Source organism: Micromonospora sp. DT15, from assembly GCF_049841475.1.
Taxonomy (GTDB): Bacteria; Actinomycetota; Actinomycetes; order Mycobacteriales; family Micromonosporaceae; genus Micromonospora.
Map to the genome: position 1 here is coordinate 316,979 of NZ_JBNCKJ010000004.1, position 18,338 is coordinate 335,316.

Below are 18,338 nucleotides of genomic sequence, written 5' to 3' on the forward strand. Positions count from 1 at the left end.
AGAGCGTGGCGAGCAAGACAAGTCGGGACGTTCTCAGTCGAGGGCTGGGCGTCCTGCGGCAGGCGATCCGTGAGCAGCCGCGGATCTTTTCGGTGGCGGTCGTCGGCAGCGTGCTCTTCGGCGGGATGATCATTGTCAGCGCCCGGGTCGTCGGGTCGGTCATCGGTGAGGTGGCGCTTCCGGCCATCGAACGCGGCGAGGTGGGCGCCGGCGCCCTGGCGCTGGCAGCGGCCGCGTTGTTCGGGATCAGCGTGCTGCGGGTGGCGGGCATCGTCGGCCGCCGGCTCGGCGCCGGCTACATGCAGTACCGCCTCCAGGCCTCCTACCGCCGCAGGGTGACCCGTCGGTACCTGGAGCTGCCGCTGTCCTGGCACCACCGCAACTCCACCGGCACCCTGCTGTCCAACGCCAACTCCGACGTGGAGGCGGCCTGGTACCCGATCGCGCCGCTGCCGTTCGCCGTCGGCACGTTGGTGATGCTGGTCGGCGCGATCGTGTCGCTCTTCGCCACCGACTGGGCGCTCGCCCTGGTCGGGCTCGCGGTCTTTCCCGCCCTGTTCGCGCTCAACGTCGTCTACTCCCGCCGGATGGCCCCCCGGCAGGCCCGGGCGCAGCGCCTGCGCGCCGAGGTCAGCGGCATCGCCCACGAGAGCTTCGACGGTGCCCTGGTGGTCAAGACGATGGGCCGCGAGGCCCAGGAGACCGCCCGGTTCGCGGGCCGCGCCGGCGAGCTGCGTGACTCGCTGATCGCGGTCGGTCGGCTGCGCGGCATCTTCGACCCGCTGCTGGAGACGCTGCCCAGCCTCGGCACCCTGGCCGTACTGGTGGTCGGGGCGTTCCGGTTGCGTCAGGGCGCGATCAGCGTGACCGAGCTGGTCAGCGTGGCCTTCCTCTTCACCGTGCTGGCCTTCCCGGTGCGGGCCATCGGTTGGGTGCTGGCCGAGCTGCCGCGCAGCGTCGCCGGCTGGGACCGGGTGCGCCGGGTGCTCGACGCGACCGGCGAGATGCCGTACGGGCAGCGGGTGCTCGACCCGGACGGCGCCGGCCCGGCCACCCTCACCTTCACCGACGTGCACTACTCCTACCCGCCGGCCGAAGCGCACCCGCCCGGAGCACAGGTCCTCGGCGAGGTCGGCTTCACGGTGCCGTCCGGTCGGACGGTGGCCCTGGTGGGGCCCACCGGCGCCGGCAAGTCCACCATCGCCTCGCTGGCGGTGCGTCTCGTCGACCCGGACTCCGGCACCGTCAGCCTGGACGGCGTGGACGTGCGCGAGCTGACCTCCGCGTCGTTGGCCGGCACTGTGGCCCTGGTCGCCCAGGTGCCCTTCATCTTCGACGACACGGTCCGCGCCAACATCGCCCTCGACCGTCCCGGTGTCGACGACGAGGTGGTCTGGGCGGCGCTGCGGCTGGCCGAGGCGGACGGTTTCGTCGCCGCGCTGCCCGACGGTCTGGACACCATGGTCGGCGAGCGGGGCACCTCGCTCTCCGGCGGTCAGCGGCAGCGGCTCACCCTGGCCCGCGCACTGGCCGGTCGACCGCGCCTGCTGGTGCTCGACGACGCGACGAGCGCTGTCGACCCGCGAGTGGAGGCGGCCATCCTGGCAGGGCTGCGGTCCTCGACCACGCAGACGGGCGTTCCCGCCGCGTCGATCCTGGTGGTGGCGTACCGCCGGGCCACCATCGCGCTCGCCGACGAGGTCATCTACGTGGAGCAGGGACGGGTGGTCGCCCGGGGCACCCACAGCGAGTTGTTGGCCACCGTGCCCGGCTACGTCGACCTGGTCACCGCCTACGAGCAGGCCGAGGTGGAGCGGGCACAGGAAAGTTCCTACGGCGACGACGTGGCGCCGCTGCCGTCGGGCCTGGAGATCGAGGTGGACCGGTGAGCGCGAGGAGTGCAGCGAAGCGGAGCCCCGCAGTCGCGAACGAAAGGCGTGCCCGGTGAGCGCGAGGAGTGCAGCGAAGCGGAGCCCCGCAGTCGCGAACGAAAGGCGTGCCCGGTGACGTCAACGGTGAACAAGGATGAGCCGGAGGCCCGGCAGGAGACGACCTGGCAGACGCTGCGTCGGGGCCTGGCGCTCTCCCCGGAGCTACGGATCGGTCTGGCCGGCACGTTGGCCCTGGCGTTGGTCTACATGGTGGGTCGGGTCGCCGTGCCGGTCGCTGTGCAGCAGGGCATCGACCGGGGCCTGGTCGGTGGTCTGAACCTGAACGTGGTGTGGACGGTGGTGGCCGTCACCGCGGCGATCCTGACGGTCACCACGATCTGCGGCTACCTGATGATGCGCCGGCTGTTCACTGTCAGCGAGACGGCGCTGGCCAACGTCCGGACGCGCGCGTTCCGCCACGTGCACGACCTGTCGATGCTGCACCAGCAGTCGGAGCGACGCGGTTCGCTGGTCTCGCGGGTCACCAGCGACGTGGACCAGATCACCCAGTTCCTCCAGTGGGGCGGGGTGATCCTGCTGGTCAACCTCGGTCAGCTGGTGGTCACCACAGCCGTCATGCTGGCGTACTCCTGGCAGTTGACACTTGTGGTGCTGGCCGCGTTCCTGCCGGCGGTGTTCGTCATCCGGCAGTTGCAACGTCGCCTCGGCGGCGCGTACGCGACGGTGCGTCAACGCACCGGGACGTTGCTCGGCGCGATCGGCGAGAGCGTGGTGGGCGCGCCGGTGATCCGGGCGTACGGGATCGCCGGGCGCACCGAGCGACGGTTGGACGAGGCGATCGACAGCCAGCGGCTGGCCCAGCAGCGGGCGATCCGGATCAGCATCGTGGGCAGCTCGGTCGGGGAGTTGGCGGCAGGGTTGGCGCTGGCCGGCGTGGTGGTGCTCGGCGTGCTGCTGGGGGTGGACGGCACGCTGTCGATCGGCCAGCTGACGGCGTTCCTCTTCCTGGTGACGCTCTTCATCCAGCCGGTGCAGATCGCCACCGAGGTGCTCAACGAGGCGCAGAACGCGATCGCCGGGTGGCGTCGGGTGCTGGACGTGCTGGACGTCGCCCCGGACGTGGCCGACCCGGGTGAGCAGGGGCGGGAGCTGCCGGGCGGGCCGCTGGACATCCGGTTCGCCGGTGTGCGGTTCGCCTATCCGGGTGGTCCGCCGGTGCTGCACGACATCGATCTGGAGATCCCGGCGAAGAGTCGGGTGGCGGTGGTCGGTGAGACCGGCAGCGGCAAGACCACGTTCGCCAAGTTGCTGACCCGGCTGATGGACCCGTCGGCCGGGGCGGTGCTGCTGTCCGGGGTGCCGCTGACCGACGTCCGGTTCGGCTCGCTGCGCTCCCGCGTGGTGATGGTGCCGCAGGACGGGTTCCTCTTCGACGCGACGGTGGGGGACAACGTCCGGTTCGCCCGTCCAGAGTTGACCGACGAGCAGTTGAGCGCCGCCTTCACCGAGCTGGGCCTGTCGGACTGGCTGGAGGGTCTGCCGGCGGGCCTGGACACCCCGGTCGGGGAGCGCGGTGAGGCGCTCAGCGTCGGGGAGCGGCAGCTTGTCGCTTTGGCCCGCGCGTACGTGGCCGACCCGGACCTGCTGGTGCTCGACGAGGCGACCAGCGCGGTGGACCCGGCGACCGAGGTGCGGTTGCAACGGACGCTGGACGCGGTGACCCGGGGCCGGACCACTCTGGCCATCGCGCACCGGCTCTCCACGGCGCAGGCTGCCGACGAGGTGATCGTGGTAGACCGGGGTCGGGTGGTGCAGCGCGGCCCGCACGACGAGCTGGTTCGTGACGCCGACTCGGTGTACGGCCTGCTCTACGCCTCCTGGCTGGAGCAGACCCGGTGAGGTGCGGCGGCGTGGTGGACGCAGGCGGGCGGGTGCTCTAGGCTCCGGGTTAGGTAAGCCTAACCTTCGAAGGAGGTCGCGCCCATGCGGCCCAACTCCGCCGAGATCGTTCGTACCCTCGTCGCCGGCCGCCTGCCCGGCCTCGTGCACCTGGCCCACCGGCCGGGCCCGCACCACGCCCGGCACGTCACCGACTCGGACGGGCGGGTGCTGCTGCTGGTGCCGGTGGCCAGCCACCTGGCCGCCGCCCTGCAACCGGCCGCCGGGGGCAGCGACGTCGCTGTCGTGCTCGACGTGCTCGACCTGCCGCCCGCCGCCGGTGCGCCCGGCCTGGGTCGCGCCTGGGTGTCCGGCTGGGCGGCCGAGCTGCGCGGCGACGAGGCCCGCCACGCGGCGGTCGAGTTCGCCGCGGTCGAGCCGACCGGCGACCTGCTCGACCTGGGCACCCGGTTCCGGCTGTTCCGCTTCGAGGTGGTCGAGGTTCGCTGGGAGCGGGCCGGCGTCGTGCACCGGATCGACCCGGTGGAGTACGCCGAGGCCGAGCCGGACCCGGTGCACCCGGTCGAGGCCCGGCTGCTCGCCGACCTCGCCGAGTGCCACGGCGCCCAGGTGACGGAGTACCTGCGCCAGCAGCTCGGGTTGACCGAGCAGACCCCGGACGGGCCGCCCCGGGTGGTGCGCATCGACCGCTACGGGCTGGTGGTGGCCCTCGGCCGACCCGGCGCCCGGCGTCGGGTCCGGCTGGCCTTCCCGGGCCCGGTGACCGACCCAGCCGACCTGCCACAGCTGCTCCCACCGCTACAACCAACCGTCAACGCCCGCCCCCCGCACTAACCGCCCCGCGCCCCACCCCAGGCTCGCGCCGATCTTGCAGTTTTGGTTGTCGTTACGCGTGGTGTGTCCCTTTGGTCGGGACAGAAAGTGCAAGATCGCGGGGGTGTTCGAGGTTGAGCGGGGCGTTGCCGGGTCAGGTTGGCAGCGGGCCGGTGAGGTAGCGCTGGATCGTGGGGCCGATCGCGGCCACCAGGGTTTCCGCGTCCGCCGAGGCGACCGGCTCAAGGCGCACCACGTGTCGCATCATGGCCAGGCCGATCATCTGGGTGGCCACCAGGGAGCCCCGCAGCGGTAGCTCGACCGGGTCGACGTCGAGATTCTCCAGCACCCTACGCAGCACCTGGGTGGTGACGAACTCGCGCAGCAGTCGAGCGGTCCACTCGTTGCTCACCGCGGAGCGCAGCAGCGCCTGTGCGGCGCTGCCGGCCGGGGAGTCCCAGACGCCGAGGAAGATGCGCACCATCCGCTCACCGACGGCGTCCCGGTCGCCGGCGAGCACCCTCGGCACCAGTTGACCGGGGTCGACCGGAAAGTTCATCGCGGCAAGGAAGAGCTGGTCCTTGCTGCCGAAGTAGTGGTGCACGAGCGCCGGGTCGACCTGCGCCGTGCCGGCGATGCCCCGGATCGAGGCGGCGTCGTAACCACGTTCGGCGAACGCCGTCCGCGCCGCGTCGAGAATCGCCTCCCGGGTGCCCGGGTTGCCGGGTCGCCGGCCGGTCCGCCGCGTCATCGCCGCCCTTCGTTCGTCCGCCTCGGCCCGTCGTCCCGGCCCGGCCACGCCGGGGTCGGCTGCCGCGCCGGCCGCCGCCCCCCAGCGCTGGCGGTCAGCCGCTGCGTCGGCGCAGGGTGGCCGCCGCGAGCACCAGCGCCAGCACCACCGCGCCGAGAACCACGGCGACGTCGCGCCACATCCGGCCGGTCGGTTCGGCGTGGGCGCCGACCTCCTGCAACGCCTCGATGGCGTACGACAGGGGGAAGGCGTCGCTGAGCGCCTGGAGCCAGCCGGCCATCTGGTCACGGGCCACGAACAGCCCGCAGAGCAGCAGTTGGGGGACCACCACGACTGGCAGGAACTGTACTGCTTGGAACTCGGTGCGCGCGAAGGCACTGCACAGCAGCCCGAGGGCGACGCCGAGCACGGCGTCGAGCACGGCGATCCCGAGTACCAGCCCGATGCTGCCGGCGGTCTCCAGATCGAAGATCCAGTACGCCACCGCGGCGGCGACGGCGGCCTGCACGGCGGCGGCCAGCCCGAACGCGATGCCGTACCCGAAGAGCAGATCGAGCTTGCCCAGCGGCGTGGTGAGCAGCCGCTCCAGCGTGCCCGAGGTGCGTTCCCGCAACATGGCGATGCTGGTCACCAGAAACATGATCACGAAGGGGAAGATGCCGAGCATCACCAGCGCGATCCGGTCGAAGGTGGTGGGTTGGCCGGGCGGGGTCGGTTGGTCGGCGTACATGAAGTAGACCAGGGTGAGCAGGACGGCCGGCACCACCACGAGCAGCGCGATGGTCCGCCGGTCGTGCCGGAGCTGACGGAGGATACGCCCGGTGGTGGCGGCGAGAATTCGCGCGTTCATGCTGTCTCCCGGGCGGCTGTCGCGTCGGTGCTGGTGGAGGCGGCCTCGCCGGCCCGGATGAGCCGCAGGAACGCCTCGTCGAGGTCGTCCACACCGGCGGCGGCGCGGATCGCGGCAGGGCTGTCGTCGGCGATCAACCGCCCCTGGCGGATCAGCAGCAGTTGGTCGCAGCGTGCCGCCTCGTCCATCACGTGGCTGGATACCAGCAGGGTGGTGCCGGCGGCGGCCATCGCGTGGAACCGGGCCCACAGATCGGCCCGCAGCACCGGGTCCTGGCCGACGGTCGGCTCGTCGAGGATGACCAGCTCCGGCTCCCCGACCAGGGCACACGCCAGCGAGGCTCGGCTGCGTTGACCACCGGAGAGGGTGCCGACCAGTTGACCGGCGGCCTCGGCCAGCCCGACGTCGCTGATCGCCCGGTCTGCCTCGGCGCGCCCTCGCCCGTACAGGGCCGCGAAGTAGCGGGCGTTCTCCCGGACGGTCAGGTCGGCGTAGACGCTCGGTGCCTGGGTCAGGTAGCCCACCCGGTGCCGCAGCGCGGGGGTGCCCGCCGGTTGACCGAGCACGGTGACCGTCCCGCCACTGACCAGTTGCACCCCGACCACCGCCCGCATGAACGTGGTCTTGCCACTGCCACTGGGGCCGAGCAGCCCGGTGACCGCGCCGCGCGGGACCCGGCAGCTGATGCCGTCCAGCACCCGCCGCCCACCCCGGTCCACGACCAGGTCTCGGACGGCTATCGCATCGTCCATCACGCACCTCCACAGAAACTCATCACCTGTTGAACTCAACGCTAGATGAAATCCCGCGCCGGGCGCAACGCCCGCGCCGACGTCCGGCCCAACCGTCGCGCGGAGCGTGAGAACGGGCAGTAGGCTCCGGACCGGACAGGAAGTCCGCCAACGGGCATTGCGCGCCGATCGGACGTACGGCACGATGGCGCGGTGGGTCACGCTCCGTTACCGGATAGCGGTTTTCTTGAGGATTGGGCCGTGCGGTTGCGGCAGGCCGCTGAGCGGCCGGTGGTCGGCATCCTGTTGCGCGGCAGCCACGCCCGCCGCGCCGCCACCGCGCACAGCGACGTCGACCTCGACGTGTTGGTCGGCGGTGCCCCGTACGCGGCCCGCCGGGCCTACCTGGACGAGTCCGCAGGCCAGGTCACTCACGTCTCGGTGGCCGCCCGGGACATCCGGTCCTGGGTGCACCGTCTGGGCGAACCGGCCGACTGGGCCTTCGGGCTGCCGGTCACCGCGCCGGCACGGCTGCTCTGGGCCGACCCGCACTGGCGGCCCCGGATCGACCTGCCGGTGCTCTGCCAGCCCGCCGAGCCGCCCCGACTGGAAGAGATGATCGCCACGCTGGGTAAGGCCGCCGCCGCCCGCGCGGCCAGCGACCGTCTCGGGGTCCGGCTCGCCGTCGCCGACCTGGCGCGGCTCTGCCCCTCGGTCCTGCGGCCGGCCAACCCGTCCGTGCGGGTCCACTCCCGCCGGGCGGCCTTCGCGGCGGCCCTGGAACTGCCGGTGGCGCCACCCGGCTACCGGACCGACATGGTGCTCTGCCTCGGGCTGCGCCCAGGCGCGACCGGGCAGCTCTGGGCCGCCGCCGTACGGCTGGTCGCCGGCACGCTGCCGTTGATCAGGCCGTACGCCGAGGAGATCGCCGACACGGCCGGCGCGGACCTGGCCGCCGCCCTGGTCGACGGCCGGCTGGACCGCTACGTCGCCCAGCTGGCCCGGCCAGCCGGGCCCTTGTCGCAGTCCGGGCCCCTGTCGCAGTCCGGGCCCCTGTCGCAGTCCGGGCCCTCGTCGCAGCCTCAGCCCTCGTCGCAGCCCTGGCTCTCGGGGCCTTCGGCGCAGCCGGGGCGGGAGCGGTCGGCGGTGCCCGCGCCGCGTGCGGGAGAATTCGTGACTGTGCCCGTACCTGATCCGCCGGTGACCGGCGTTCCCAGCGATCCGAACGAGCTGGCCGCGCCCGCGACGGCGCGCCCGTCCCGGCTCGACCCGGCCATCGCGGCCCAGTTGCGCCGCACCGCCGACGGTCTGGTCGCCGCCGTGGTGCGCGCGCACGACTCCGGTGAGGTGCTGATGGTCGCCTGGATGGACGACGAGGCGTTGCACCGCACCCTCACCACCGGCCGGGCCACCTACTGGTCGCGCAGCCGCCGCGAATACTGGGTCAAGGGCGCCACCTCCGGGCACCACCAGTACGTGCGGTCGGTCGCCCTGGACTGCGACGGGGACGCGCTGCTGGTGAGCGTGGACCAGGTCGGCGCGGCCTGCCACACCGGCCACCGGACCTGCTTCTTCACCGAGCTGCCCGTCTCTACTCCGGAGGCACTGCCATGACCGACGGCACCGTCAGCCCCGACCTGGCCACCTTCACCGAGCTGGCCGCCGACTGGCGGGTGGTGCCGGTCACCCGGCGGCTGCTGGCCGACGCGGAGACCCCGGTCGGGGTCTACCGGAAGTTGGCCGGTGGACCGGGCACGTTCCTGTTGGAATCGGCCGAGCAGGGTGTCGGCTCGGCCGGCATGGCCTGGTCGCGGTACTCGTTCATCGGCGTACGCAGCAGCGCCACCCTGATCGCGCGCGACGGCGTGGCGACCTGGCTCGGCCAGCCGCCGGCCGGGCTGAGCACCGAGGGTGACCCGGTGCGGATGCTGCGCGAGACGGTGGCGGCGCTGGCCGGCCCGGTCGGGGACCCGTCCGACGGTCTGCCGCCGCTGACCGGTGGCATGGTCGGCTACCTCGGCTACGACCTGATCCGGCGCTTCGAGCGGTTGCCCGAGCTGACCGAGGACGACCTGGGCGTCCCTGAGCTGGGCATGATGCTCGCCACCGACCTGGTGGTGCTCGACCACTACGACGGCTCAGCGATCCTGGTCGCCAACGCGGTGCTGCCGCCGTTGGACGCACCGGACCGCGCCTCGCAGGTCGCCGCCGCCTACCACCACGCGGTGGGCCGGTTGGATGCGATGACCACGGCGCTGTCCCGGCCCATCCCGCCGATGATCTCCACGGTCGAGCGTCCGCCGGCCGGCGAGGTGCTCTGCCGTACGCCCGACGGCGGCTACCCGAAGGCGGTGGACGCGGCCAAGGAGGCGATCAGGGCCGGTGAGTGCTTCCAGATCGTGCTCTCCCAGCGCTTCGAGCGGACGACCCACGCCGACCCGCTGGACGTCTACCGGGTGCTGCGCACCAGCAACCCCAGCCCGTACATGTACCTGCTGCGCTTCGACGGGTTCGACATCGTCGGCTCGTCCCCCGAGGCGCACCTGAAGGTCACCGGGGCCGCGGACGGGCAACGGCGGGCGTTGTTGCACCCGATCGCCGGCACCCGGCCGCGGGGCGGCACCCCCGCGGCCGACGCCGCCCTCGCCGCCGAGCTGCTCGCCGACCCGAAGGAACGAGCCGAGCACGTGATGCTTGTCGACCTCGGCCGCAACGACCTGGGTCGGGTCTGTCAGCCCGGCAGCGTGGAGGTGCCCGAGTTCGCCACCATCGAGCGCTACAGCCACGTGATGCACATCGTCTCCACCGTCACGGGCACGCTGCGTGACGACCAGAGTGCCTTCGACGCGTTGGCCGCGACCTTCCCGGCCGGCACGCTCTCGGGGGCGCCCAAGGTGCGCGCCATGGAGATCATCGAGGAGTTGGAGCCGGTCCGTCGTGGCCTCTACGGCGGCACCGTCGGCTACTTCGGCTTCGGCGGCGACCTGGACATGGCGATCGCCATCCGGACCGCGCTCATCCGCGACGGCCGCGCCTACGTCCAGGCCGGGGCGGGGGTGGTCGCCGACTCGGACCCGGCCGCCGAGGACCAGGAGACGCGGAACAAGGCGGCGGCCGTGCTGGCCGCGATCGCAGCCGCCGAAACCCTCCGGCCGGCTCGGTGAGCGCGGCGGCGAAGTGGTGCCTGGCAGTCGCTGACGATGGGATGAGCTCGTGAGCGGCGGGGAGCGGTCCGTCGTGGGCCGGCGCGCGTTGACGTACGCCGTGCTGCTCTGCCTGGCCGGCGCGGGCCTGGCGCTGTGGGCCGCGACGCGCGGTTGGTCGGTCGAGCTGACGGTACGTCCGGCGCCGCTGCCGCCGGTGCGTGACACCCGCAGCGGCGCGAGCCTGCTGCCCTGGCTGCCGGCGTTGGCCCTGGTGACCCTGGCCGGGGGTGGCGCGGTGCTGGCCACCCGGGGCCGCCTGCGTCGGGTGCTCGGGGCGCTGCTCGGCGTACTCGGTCTGGCCGTGGCGGCCGGCGGCGGGTACGGGCTGGTGGCCGACGTGAGCGGCGTTGTGAGCCGGCAGTGGCCGGCGCTGTGCCTGCTCGGCGGTCTGTTGGCCGCCGGTGGAGGCTGGTGGACGGCGGTGCGTGGCGGTGACTGGCCGGCGATGGGCGCCCGGTACGAGCGTCCGGCGCGGAGCGCGCCGCAGGACGCGCCGGCGCAGAGCGACCCGACCGGGCCGGCGACGCCGTTGGCGGGGCGTCGGACCACCGAGGCGTGGGACGCGCTGGACCGGGGCGAGGACCCGACGGCCGACTGACGCGGAGGGCGTCAGCCGACCGGCTGGCGCTCCCATTGGGTGCGGCTACTGGCGGCGCGGGCGGCGGTCAGCTCTTCGACCAGGCGGTTGAGTTCGGCACGCTGGTCGGCGCGGGCCCGGTCGGCGCAGACCGCTTCCCAGGCGTTGCCCCGTGCTGTCCGCATCCGTCCCTCGCCCACCACGGCCCGTTCCACGGTGTGCACCACGCCGACGGCGAGCGATGCCACCGTCCGCGAGATCGTGGTCAGTCCGATGGTCGGGTGCGGCTCGGAAATGCTCATGATCACCTCGCGCGAGGAGTTGCGACGGTCGGGGCAGGCGCGCCATCGAGTCTGCCTGAGGACGATGCTCACCCGTCGACGTTTCGCCGCGGTGACCGCCCGGTCAACTGTCTCGCCTCGGCCGTGACCAGGACCGTCCGGCAAACCTTGAGCTTGCTCACAACATCGACTGGCGTCGTTGCTGTCGCGCGCCGAGCGGTAACTGGTGGCATGATCGATGGATCGGCCGCGGTCTGACCGTGGCCGCCGGGCTCCATACCGCGTGACGGTGATCGATACCGGAGGTGGCGCTGCGTGACAACCCCTTCACGGCAAGTCGGCCATTATGCCGCAGCCCTTTTCGTGAGCAGCGCCATACCCCCGGCATTCGGCGTCGGTCGGCTGCCCCTAGCATCGGCCCATGACGCCCGGAGAGGGGAGTCCGTTCGTGACTGCTGAGCATGCGCACGCGGAGGGGGACGAGGCCGGCCAGGCAGCGTCCGTAAGCGTGCTCGACGAGATTCTGGCCGGCGTGCGTGAAGACGTCGCCCGACGCCAGGAGCAGGTTCCGCTGGAGCGGATCCGTGAACTGGCAGCGGCGGCGCCGCCGCCCATGGACGCGTACGCGGCGCTGCGCAAGCCCGGCGTGGCCGTGATCGCCGAGGTGAAGCGTTCGTCGCCGTCCAAGGGCCGGCTGGCCGAGATCGCCGATCCGGCCGACCTCGCCGTCGACTACGCGGCCGGTGGGGCGCGGGCGATCAGCGTGCTCACCGAGGGGCGCTGGTTCGGCGGTTCGCTGGACGACCTTGCGGCCGTCCGTGCGGCGGTCACCGTGCCGGTGCTGCGTAAGGACTTCGTGGTCTCCAGCTATCAGATCCACGAGGCCCGCGCGCACGGCGCCGACCTGGTTCTGCTGATCGTCGCCGCACTCGAGCAGAACGTCCTGATGGGCCTGCTGGAGCGGATCGAGTCGCTGGGCATGACCGCTCTGGTCGAGGTGCACGACGAGGAAGAGGCCGACCGCGCGTTGGAGGCCGGCGCGCAGGTGATCGGGGTCAACGCCCGTGACCTGCGTACCCTGGAGGTCGACCGGTCGGTGTTCGAGCGGATCGCGCCCGGCCTGCCCAGCAGCGTCGTCAAGATCGCCGAATCCGGCGTTCGTGGCCCGCACGACCTGATCCGGTACGCCTCCGCGGGCGCCGACGCGGTCCTTGTGGGCGAGGGCCTGGTCACCCAGAAGAGCCCCCGCGAGGCGGTCGCCGAGTTGGTCAACGCCGGCAACCACCCGGCAACGCCCCGGCCGGTGCGCTGACCCCGCGCCGGGCTGACGTCCCACCGAGAGGATTCCCGATGAGCGCCGACGCGCTGGCCCCGGTGGCCGGCCCGCAGCCCGACTCCGCCGGCCACTTCGGCCGCTTCGGCGGTCGGTTCGTTCCCGAGGCCCTGGTGGCCGCGTTGGACGAGCTCGACGGGGCGTGGCGTACGGCGATGGAGGACGAGTCCTTCCGGGCGGAGTTCGGCGCGCTGTTGCGCGACTACGCCGGCACGCCGTCGCTGCTCTACGAGGCCCGGCGGTTCTCCGCGAAGGTCGGCGCGCGGGTGTTGCTCAAGCGCGAGGACCTCAACCACACGGGTGCGCACAAGGTGCGCAACGTGCTCGGCCAGGCGCTGCTCACCAAGCGGATGGGCAAGACCCGGGTGATCGCGGAGACCGGCGCCGGCCAGCACGGTGTCGCCACCGCGACCGCCGCCGCCCTGTTCGACCTCGAGTGTGTGGTCTACATGGGCGAGGTCGACACCGAGCGGCAGGCGCTCAACGTGGCCCGGATGCGGATGCTCGGCGCGACGGTCGTCCCGGTCACCAACGGCTCGCGCACCCTCAAGGACGCGATGAACGAGGCGATGCGCGACTGGGTGGCGAACGTCGACGAGACGCACTACCTGATCGGCACCGCCGCGGGCCCGCACCCGTTCCCGGCGATGGTGCGCGACTTCGTCCGGGGCATCGGTGACGAGGCCCGTCAGCAGTGCCTGGACCTCACCGGCGGGTTGCCGGACGCCGTCACCGCCTGCGTCGGCGGCGGCTCCAACGCGTTGGGCATCTTCCACGCGTTCGTGGGCGACGAGGCCGTTCGGCTGTACGGCTTCGAAGCCGGTGGCGACGGGGTGGCCACCGGCCGGCATGCGGCGAGCATCACCGGCGGGTCGGCCGGGGTGCTGCACGGCACCCGCACCTTCGTGCTCCAGGACGCCGACGGGCAGACCCTGGAGTCGCACTCGATCTCCGCCGGCCTGGACTACCCGGGCGTCGGACCGGAGCACGCGTGGCTGCACGACACCGGCCGGGCGAACTACCTGCCGGTCACCGACGACGAGGCGATGGCCGCGTTCGAGCTGCTCTGCCGTACCGAGGGCATCATCCCGGCGATCGAGAGCGCGCACGCGCTCGCCGGCACCGTCGCGCTGGCTCCGAAGCTCGCCGCTGAGCTGGGCCGGGAGCCCACCATCGTGGTCAACCTCTCCGGGCGGGGCGACAAGGACGTGCACACCGCCGGCGACTACTTCGGCATCCTCGACAAGGAGCGGTGAGATGAGCCGGATCGGGGTGGCCTTCGACAAGGCCCGCGCCGACGGACGGGCACTGCTGGTCGGCTGCATGCCGGCCGGTTTCCCCACCGTCGAGGGCAGCATCGCCGCGATGACCGCCATGGTCGAGGCCGGCGTCGACGTGATCGAGGTGGAGATTCCCTACTCGGACCCGGTGATGGACGGGCCGGTGATCCAGCGGGCCAGCGACATCGCGCTGGCCGGTGGCGTACGCACCGCGGACACGATGCGCGTCATCGAGGCGGTGGCGGCCACCGGCGCCCCAGTGGTCACCATGACCTACTGGAACCCGGTCGAGCGGTACGGCGTGGACGTCTTCGCCCGTGACCTGGCCTCCGCCGGCGGCACCGGTCTGATCACCCCGGACCTCATCCCTGACGAGGCCGACGAGTGGCTGGCCGCCTCGGACGCGCACGGGCTGGACCGCACCTTCCTGGTCTCGCCGTCGTCCACCGACGCTCGGCTGGCGATGACGGTGCAGCACTGTCGCGGCTTCGTCTACGCGACCGCCGTGATGGGGGTGACCGGCGCCCGGGCGCGTACCTCCGACGCCGCCCCGACGCTGGTCTCCCGGGCCCGCGCGGTCACCGACCTGCCGATCGGCGTCGGCCTGGGTGTGGGTACCGGCGCTCAGGCCGGCACCGTCGCTGGTTACGCCGACGGGGTGATCGTGGGCAGCGCGCTGGTCCGGTGTGTGCTTGACGCGCCCACCGAGGCCGACGGGCTGGCCGCCCTTCGCACGCTCAGCGCCGAACTCGCCGAGGGCGTTCGTAACCCCACCCGCTGAGCCCGCGTCGCCCAGCCCGGCTCAACCCGGCCCGGCGCACCGCGCGTCCTGGTCGGCCGTCGGCCGGCCGTCCTCGGCTGGGCGGGCCGTCGGCAGCGACGCGGTGGCGACGGAGCCGGGTGCACAGTCGATGTCGCGGAGTACGCCGAAGCGGCCGTCGGTCACGTCGGTGACGGCGGCTCGGGTGAGCGGGGTGACCACCTCGGGCAGCGCGTCGGGGGAGTGCCAGGACAGTCGGCAGCCCGGCGGTGGGTCGGTGGCGGGTTGGACCCCGGCGGCGCGGGCCCGGAACACGTGCACGAGGACGTCCGGCAGCGGGCCGGCGCGTCCGGCGGCGGCCTCCCCCGACGGGCGGCTCACCTGGTAGATGCCGACCAGGCCGGTCAGCTCGATGTCCCAGCCGGTCTCCGCGCGAATGTCCCGTACCGCCGCCCGCACCGGGCTCTCGGCCGGGCGCAGCCGCCCACCGGGCAACGCGTGCCGGCGGTCCCCCCGACCCTGCTGGCAGAGCAGCACCCGACCGGTGTCGTCGGTGACGACCGCGGCGACCGCCCAGGTGAGCGCGCTCATGGACAAAGAGCCTACGGCGGCGCAAACCAGAAGTCACCGGGATGCGCCCTCCGGCGGCCCGGGGTGCCGCTGCGGGGGTGTGCAGCGGTAGCGTGTGCACCCGTGACCCTCGCCTCGCTCTCCCCCCAGGCGGCCCTGCCCAGCCCCAGCACCGCGGTCTGGCAGCTCGGGCCGGTGCCGATCCGGGCCTACGCGCTCTGCATCATCGCCGGCATCGTGCTGGCCTGCTGGGTGACGGAGCGCCGGCTGCGGCAGCGCGGCGTCGCGCCCGGCGCGGTGCTCGACATCGCCGTCTGGGCGGTGCCCGCCGGCATCATCGGCGCCCGGATCTACCACGTGATCACCTCACCCGAGAAATATTTCGGGGCCGGTGGTGACCCGATGAAGGCGTTCGCCATCTGGGAGGGCGGTCTCGGCATCTGGGGCGCGGTCGCCGGTGGCGCGGTCGGTGCCTGGATCGCGGCCCGACAGCTCGGCATTCCGTTCGGCGTGGTGGCTGACGCGCTGGCCCCCGGGCTGCCGCTGGCCCAGGCCGTCGGCCGGCTCGGCAACTGGTTCAACAACGAGCTCTTCGGTGGCCGGACGACCCTGCCGTGGGGTCTGGAGATCCACCGGATGGACCCGGACAACCCCGGGCACGCCCTCCGCGACGACGCCGGACAGCCGATCCTCGAACCGGGCCTCTACCAGCCCACTTTTCTCTACGAGTTGCTGTGGAACATCGGCGTCGCCGCTCTGGTCCTCGTCCTCGACCGCCGGTTCAAGCTGGGCCGGGGCCGGGCGTTCGCGCTCTACGTGATGGGTTACACCGTCGGCCGGTTCTGGATCGAGCTGATGCGCACCGACGAGGCCAACCAGATCTTCGGTGTCCGGCTCAACGTCTGGACCGCCGCACTGGTCTTCCTCGGCGCCCTGATCTACTTCGTACGGGTGCGTGGCCCTCGGGACTACCTGATCCCGCTCGGCCCGGCGGGGACGACGACCCCGCCCCCCACGTCCGACCTGTCCCAGGTCGACCTCTCCGAGCGGGAGACCCCCGCGCGGGCCGCCGCGCCGGAGGGCTACCGGGTGGTGAGCGAGGAGCAGTACGCGGCCTGGCAGGACACCGGCGTCGTACCGCCGGCGGACGACGACTCCGGGCCGGATGACGGCGAGCCGTCCGGCGACGCGGCCGCCGACGACCTCGCGCCGAGCGACGACGAGCCGGCGGACGCTCCGTCGGCCGTTCGCACCGACCGGGCCGACGCCACTGGCGCGCGTCCCGCCGACCGGGACAGCTGAGCGACACCGATGCGAAGCGCGGTGGTGGTCGGCGCAGGGGTCGGTGGCCTCGCGGTGGCCGGCGCGCTGGCGCGTTCCGGCTGGCAGGTCACCCTGTTGGAACGCGCCGAACGGGTCCGCCCCGAGCCCACCGCTGTGGTGCTCTGGCCCAACGGTGTCCGCGCGCTCCAGGCCCTCGGCCTCGGTGCCGGCCTGGCCGCCATCGCCACCCCGTTGCCCGACGGCGGGGTTCGTCGCCCGGACGGGCACTGGCTCGTGCAGCCCCGGCCCGTTCCGGCCGACCGGATGCCGGTGGTGGTGCACCGGGAGGATCTGCACGACGCGCTGATCGCCGGCCTCGGCGAGCGGGTCGAGTTGCGGACCGGAGTGACGGTGCGCCACGTCCGCGTCGAGCCGGGCGAGCGGCCGGGCGTCAGCGACGGGCGGCACACCATCGAGGCCGATCTGGTGGTGGCCGCCGACGGCACCGACAGCGGCATCCGCCGCCAACTCGCGCCCGAGTCCCGGGTGGTCAGCTCCGGATGCGCCGCCTGGCGGGCCGTCATCCCCTGGTACCAGGCACCTCGGCTCCCCGACGATCAGCCGTTGGCCGGCGAGATCCTCGGCGCGGGTTACCGGTTCGTGGCCGCGTCGCTGGGCGAGCGGGGCTCCTCGGGCGGGTCCACCCGGGGCGGCATCTACTGGGTGGCCACCGCCGCCGGCGCGCCCCGCCCGGAACCACCGGAGACCCAGCTCGCCCTGCTGCGCCGCTGGTACGCGGGCTGGCCCGCGCCGGTCGGCGCGCTTCTCGACGCCACCAACCCGGCCGACCTGGTCCAACAGGAGGTTCGCGAGCTGCGCCCGCTGCCCCGGGCGTACGGCTTTCCGGTCGGGCCCGGTGGGGTGGTGCTGCTCGGCGACGCGGCGCACGCCATGCCGCCGCACCTCGGGCAGGGCGCCTGCCTGGCGTTCGAGGACGCCGCGACGCTCGCGTCGCTGCTGCGGGAGGCTCGGCTGCCCGACGCCGTCCAGACGTACGACCGGGTGCGCCGCCCCCGGGCCGCGACGGTGGTCCGGCAGACCCGGCGGATGTCGGCGGTGCTCCAGACCCGGGGCCGGTTGGCGCTGCGCGCCCGGGACGCCGCACTGGGCACGATCAACTCCCGACTGCTCTCCAGCGCCGCCGCCTCCGCCGCCCAGTGGCGCCCACCGACCTGACCTCGGCCGCGACGCAGGTCGGTGGAGCGGGGCAGCTCAGGGGATGAGGGCGGCGGGTTCCGCGATGCAGGCGGTGCCGATTCGGCGGAAGCCGACCCGCAGGTAGACCCGCGCGATCTCTTCGCTGCCCGCGGAGAGAAAGACCAGCTCGGTGCCGGCGGCGAGGAGTTCCCGGGCCAGGGTGGCGGTGAGCGCGGCGCCCAGCCCGCGTCGTCGGGCGGACGGCAGGGTGGCCACCCCGGCGACCTCCGCGACGTCGTCCACCCGCATCGCCATGCCGCTGGCCAGCGCGCCCTCGGTCGGCGTGCCGGCCAGCGCGGAGATCCGTCGCCCGTCGGCGATCCGGACGCGCTCCTCCTCGAGCGCGGCCAGTTCGAGTTCGGTGACGGCGGCGTCGCGTTCGGCCGGACCCGCCTCGCCGGGCGCGGTGCCGGCGGCGGCGAACGCCACCGCTGCCACGGCACGCCGTGCCGCGACATCGGCGGCAAAACCGGGGGAGTCAGCGGCCAGCACCCGCACCGCCGCGTCGGAGAGCGTCGCCGGGTCGGGCAGCGCGCTCGGGTCGAGCACCATCAGCGGCGCCTCCAGCACGCTGAGCCCCGCCGAGCGGGCCACCGCCAGCAGCTCCGGGGTCGTCTCGTGCACCCACTCGAAGGCCTCCGGCAGGCCCAGCTTCCGCTGGCGCTCGCGGACCGAGACCACGTCGGCCAGCGACGGCGGCTCGGTGGCGTCGATCCGGGGGCGGGCATAGAACGGCCAGCCGGCGCCTTCGCGGACGAACAGCACCAACCCGCCATGCTCCTCCGCAGCGGCGACGTCGCGGGGCACCGCGTCGTAGAAGCGTTCCAACCGGTCGAAGACGTGCCTGTGTAGCGGATCCACCGCGCGAGACTACA

At 73.3% G+C, this 18,338-nt stretch carries 17 protein-coding genes and 1 pseudogene; 12 read left to right on the forward strand and 6 right to left on the reverse strand.

All coding sequences use genetic code 11. From position 1 onward, the window contains the following. Nucleotides 1–5: 5 nt before the first annotated feature. The 3 genes from ACLQ3F_RS11715 to ACLQ3F_RS11725 all read left to right on the forward strand — a co-directional run bounded on the left by ACLQ3F_RS11715 (nt 6) and on the right by ACLQ3F_RS11725 (nt 4,625). The gene (locus ACLQ3F_RS11715; RefSeq protein WP_425848561.1) at nt 6–1,889 is read left to right on the forward strand and encodes an ABC transporter ATP-binding protein; all 1,884 of its coding nucleotides are present in this window, start codon (nt 6–8) and stop codon (nt 1,887–1,889) included. A gap of 114 nt (nt 1,890–2,003) precedes the next feature. Then, nucleotides 2,004–3,791 carry an ABC transporter ATP-binding protein gene (locus tag ACLQ3F_RS11720; protein ID WP_357196961.1) on the forward strand — a complete coding sequence of 596 codons (1,788 nt, stop codon included), beginning with the start codon at nt 2,004–2,006 and terminating at the stop codon, nt 3,789–3,791. An 84-nt stretch (nt 3,792–3,875) separates the two neighbouring features. Continuing rightward, nucleotides 3,876–4,625 carry a DUF2470 domain-containing protein gene (locus tag ACLQ3F_RS11725; RefSeq protein ID WP_357196964.1) on the forward strand — a complete coding sequence of 250 codons (750 nt, stop codon included), beginning with the start codon at nt 3,876–3,878 and terminating at the stop codon, nt 4,623–4,625. A gap of 133 nt (nt 4,626–4,758) precedes the next feature. Here the strand turns inward: ACLQ3F_RS11725 and ACLQ3F_RS11730 are convergent, their stop codons facing one another. The 3 genes from ACLQ3F_RS11730 to ACLQ3F_RS11740 all read right to left on the reverse strand — a co-directional run bounded on the left by ACLQ3F_RS11730 (nt 4,759) and on the right by ACLQ3F_RS11740 (nt 6,957). Continuing rightward, nucleotides 4,759–5,355 carry a TetR family transcriptional regulator gene (locus ACLQ3F_RS11730; protein ID WP_425848564.1) on the reverse strand — a complete coding sequence of 199 codons (597 nt, stop codon included), beginning with the start codon at nt 5,353–5,355 and terminating at the stop codon, nt 4,759–4,761. 94 nt (nt 5,356–5,449) lie between these two features. Further along, nucleotides 5,450–6,205: an ABC transporter permease gene (locus ACLQ3F_RS11735; RefSeq protein WP_357196970.1), complete on the reverse strand. Its 756-nt coding sequence runs from the start codon at nt 6,203–6,205 to the stop codon at nt 5,450–5,452. After that, entirely contained in the window at nt 6,202–6,957 is a 756-nt protein-coding gene (locus tag ACLQ3F_RS11740; RefSeq protein WP_425848566.1) for an ABC transporter ATP-binding protein, read from the reverse strand. The genes ACLQ3F_RS11735 and ACLQ3F_RS11740 overlap by 4 nt, the downstream gene beginning before the upstream one ends. A 594-nt stretch (nt 6,958–7,551) precedes the next feature. On the opposite strand from ACLQ3F_RS11740, the pseudogene ACLQ3F_RS11745 reads away from it, so the two are divergent. The 4 genes and pseudogenes from ACLQ3F_RS11745 to ACLQ3F_RS11760 form a co-directional block, all read left to right on the forward strand. Beyond that, nucleotides 7,552–7,836, forward strand: a pseudogene (locus tag ACLQ3F_RS11745) (phosphoribosyl-AMP cyclohydrolase); the annotation flags it as partial. A gap of 279 nt (nt 7,837–8,115) precedes the next feature. Next, entirely contained in the window at nt 8,116–8,550 is a 435-nt protein-coding gene (gene hisI, locus ACLQ3F_RS11750) for a phosphoribosyl-AMP cyclohydrolase (RefSeq protein WP_393222836.1), read from the forward strand. Then, nucleotides 8,547–10,100, forward strand: coding sequence for an anthranilate synthase component I (locus ACLQ3F_RS11755; RefSeq protein WP_355007639.1), 1,554 nt, complete (start codon nt 8,547–8,549; stop codon nt 10,098–10,100). Before hisI ends, ACLQ3F_RS11755 begins: the two co-directional genes overlap by 4 nt. 49 nt (nt 10,101–10,149) lie before the next feature. After that, nucleotides 10,150–10,740 (forward strand): Trp biosynthesis-associated membrane protein, encoded by a 591-nt coding sequence (locus ACLQ3F_RS11760; RefSeq protein ID WP_357196977.1) that lies wholly within the window; start codon nt 10,150–10,152, stop codon nt 10,738–10,740. 11 nt (nt 10,741–10,751) lie between these two features. Here ACLQ3F_RS11760 and ACLQ3F_RS11765 read toward each other — a convergent pair whose 3' ends face one another. Next, nucleotides 10,752–11,021, reverse strand: coding sequence for a hypothetical protein (locus tag ACLQ3F_RS11765; protein WP_357196980.1), 270 nt, complete (start codon nt 11,019–11,021; stop codon nt 10,752–10,754). 487 nt (nt 11,022–11,508) lie between these two features. On the opposite strand from ACLQ3F_RS11765, the gene trpC reads away from it, so the two are divergent. Genes trpC through trpA form a run of 3 tightly spaced genes read left to right on the forward strand, consistent with a single transcriptional unit; the run spans nt 11,509 to nt 14,394 of the window. After that, entirely contained in the window at nt 11,509–12,312 is an 804-nt protein-coding gene (gene trpC, locus ACLQ3F_RS11770; RefSeq protein WP_030334428.1) for an indole-3-glycerol phosphate synthase TrpC, read from the forward strand. A 38-nt stretch (nt 12,313–12,350) separates the two neighbouring features. Continuing rightward, on the forward strand, nt 12,351–13,589 hold the full coding sequence (trpB, locus tag ACLQ3F_RS11775) for a tryptophan synthase subunit beta (RefSeq protein WP_357196983.1): 1,239 nt from the start codon (nt 12,351–12,353) through the stop codon (nt 13,587–13,589). Nucleotide 13,590: 1 nt separating this feature from the next. Further along, nucleotides 13,591–14,394 carry a tryptophan synthase subunit alpha gene (gene trpA, locus ACLQ3F_RS11780; protein ID WP_350861148.1) on the forward strand — a complete coding sequence of 268 codons (804 nt, stop codon included), beginning with the start codon at nt 13,591–13,593 and terminating at the stop codon, nt 14,392–14,394. Nucleotides 14,395–14,415: 21 nt separating this feature from the next. Here the strand turns inward: trpA and ACLQ3F_RS11785 are convergent, their stop codons facing one another. Continuing rightward, on the reverse strand, nt 14,416–14,964 hold the full coding sequence (locus ACLQ3F_RS11785; protein ID WP_425848570.1) for an NUDIX hydrolase: 549 nt from the start codon (nt 14,962–14,964) through the stop codon (nt 14,416–14,418). 102 nt (nt 14,965–15,066) lie between these two features. Here ACLQ3F_RS11785 and lgt point away from each other — a divergent pair, with 102 nt between their 5' ends. Then, nucleotides 15,067–16,245, forward strand: coding sequence for a prolipoprotein diacylglyceryl transferase (gene lgt, locus ACLQ3F_RS11790; RefSeq protein ID WP_425848572.1), 1,179 nt, complete (start codon nt 15,067–15,069; stop codon nt 16,243–16,245). 9 nt (nt 16,246–16,254) lie between these two features. After that, on the forward strand, nt 16,255–17,442 hold the full coding sequence (locus ACLQ3F_RS11795) for an FAD-dependent oxidoreductase (protein WP_357222586.1): 1,188 nt from the start codon (nt 16,255–16,257) through the stop codon (nt 17,440–17,442). Between the two features lie 36 nt (nt 17,443–17,478). On the opposite strand, the gene ACLQ3F_RS11800 is transcribed toward ACLQ3F_RS11795, so the two are convergent. Further along, the gene (locus ACLQ3F_RS11800) at nt 17,479–18,324 is read right to left on the reverse strand and encodes a GNAT family N-acetyltransferase (RefSeq protein ID WP_357196994.1); all 846 of its coding nucleotides are present in this window, start codon (nt 18,322–18,324) and stop codon (nt 17,479–17,481) included. Nucleotides 18,325–18,338: the final 14 nt, after the last annotated feature.

Coding starts and splice junctions, on each gene's coding strand:
- ACLQ3F_RS11725 (WP_357196964.1), top strand. CDS start 3,876: ATGCGGCCCAACTCCGCCGAGATCGTTCGTACCCTCGTCGCCGGCCGC.
- ACLQ3F_RS11730 (WP_425848564.1), bottom strand. CDS start 5,355: ATGACGCGGCGGACCGGCCGGCGACCCGGCAACCCGGGCACCCGGGAG.
- ACLQ3F_RS11735 (WP_357196970.1), bottom strand. CDS start 6,205: ATGAACGCGCGAATTCTCGCCGCCACCACCGGGCGTATCCTCCGTCAG.
- ACLQ3F_RS11740 (WP_425848566.1), bottom strand. CDS start 6,957: ATGGACGATGCGATAGCCGTCCGAGACCTGGTCGTGGACCGGGGTGGG.
- ACLQ3F_RS11755 (WP_355007639.1), top strand. CDS start 8,547: ATGACCGACGGCACCGTCAGCCCCGACCTGGCCACCTTCACCGAGCTG.
- ACLQ3F_RS11765 (WP_357196980.1), bottom strand. CDS start 11,021: ATGAGCATTTCCGAGCCGCACCCGACCATCGGACTGACCACGATCTCG.
- trpB (WP_357196983.1), top strand. CDS start 12,351: ATGAGCGCCGACGCGCTGGCCCCGGTGGCCGGCCCGCAGCCCGACTCC.
- trpA (WP_350861148.1), top strand. CDS start 13,591: ATGAGCCGGATCGGGGTGGCCTTCGACAAGGCCCGCGCCGACGGACGG.
- ACLQ3F_RS11785 (WP_425848570.1), bottom strand. CDS start 14,964: ATGAGCGCGCTCACCTGGGCGGTCGCCGCGGTCGTCACCGACGACACC.
- ACLQ3F_RS11795 (WP_357222586.1), top strand. CDS start 16,255: ATGCGAAGCGCGGTGGTGGTCGGCGCAGGGGTCGGTGGCCTCGCGGTG.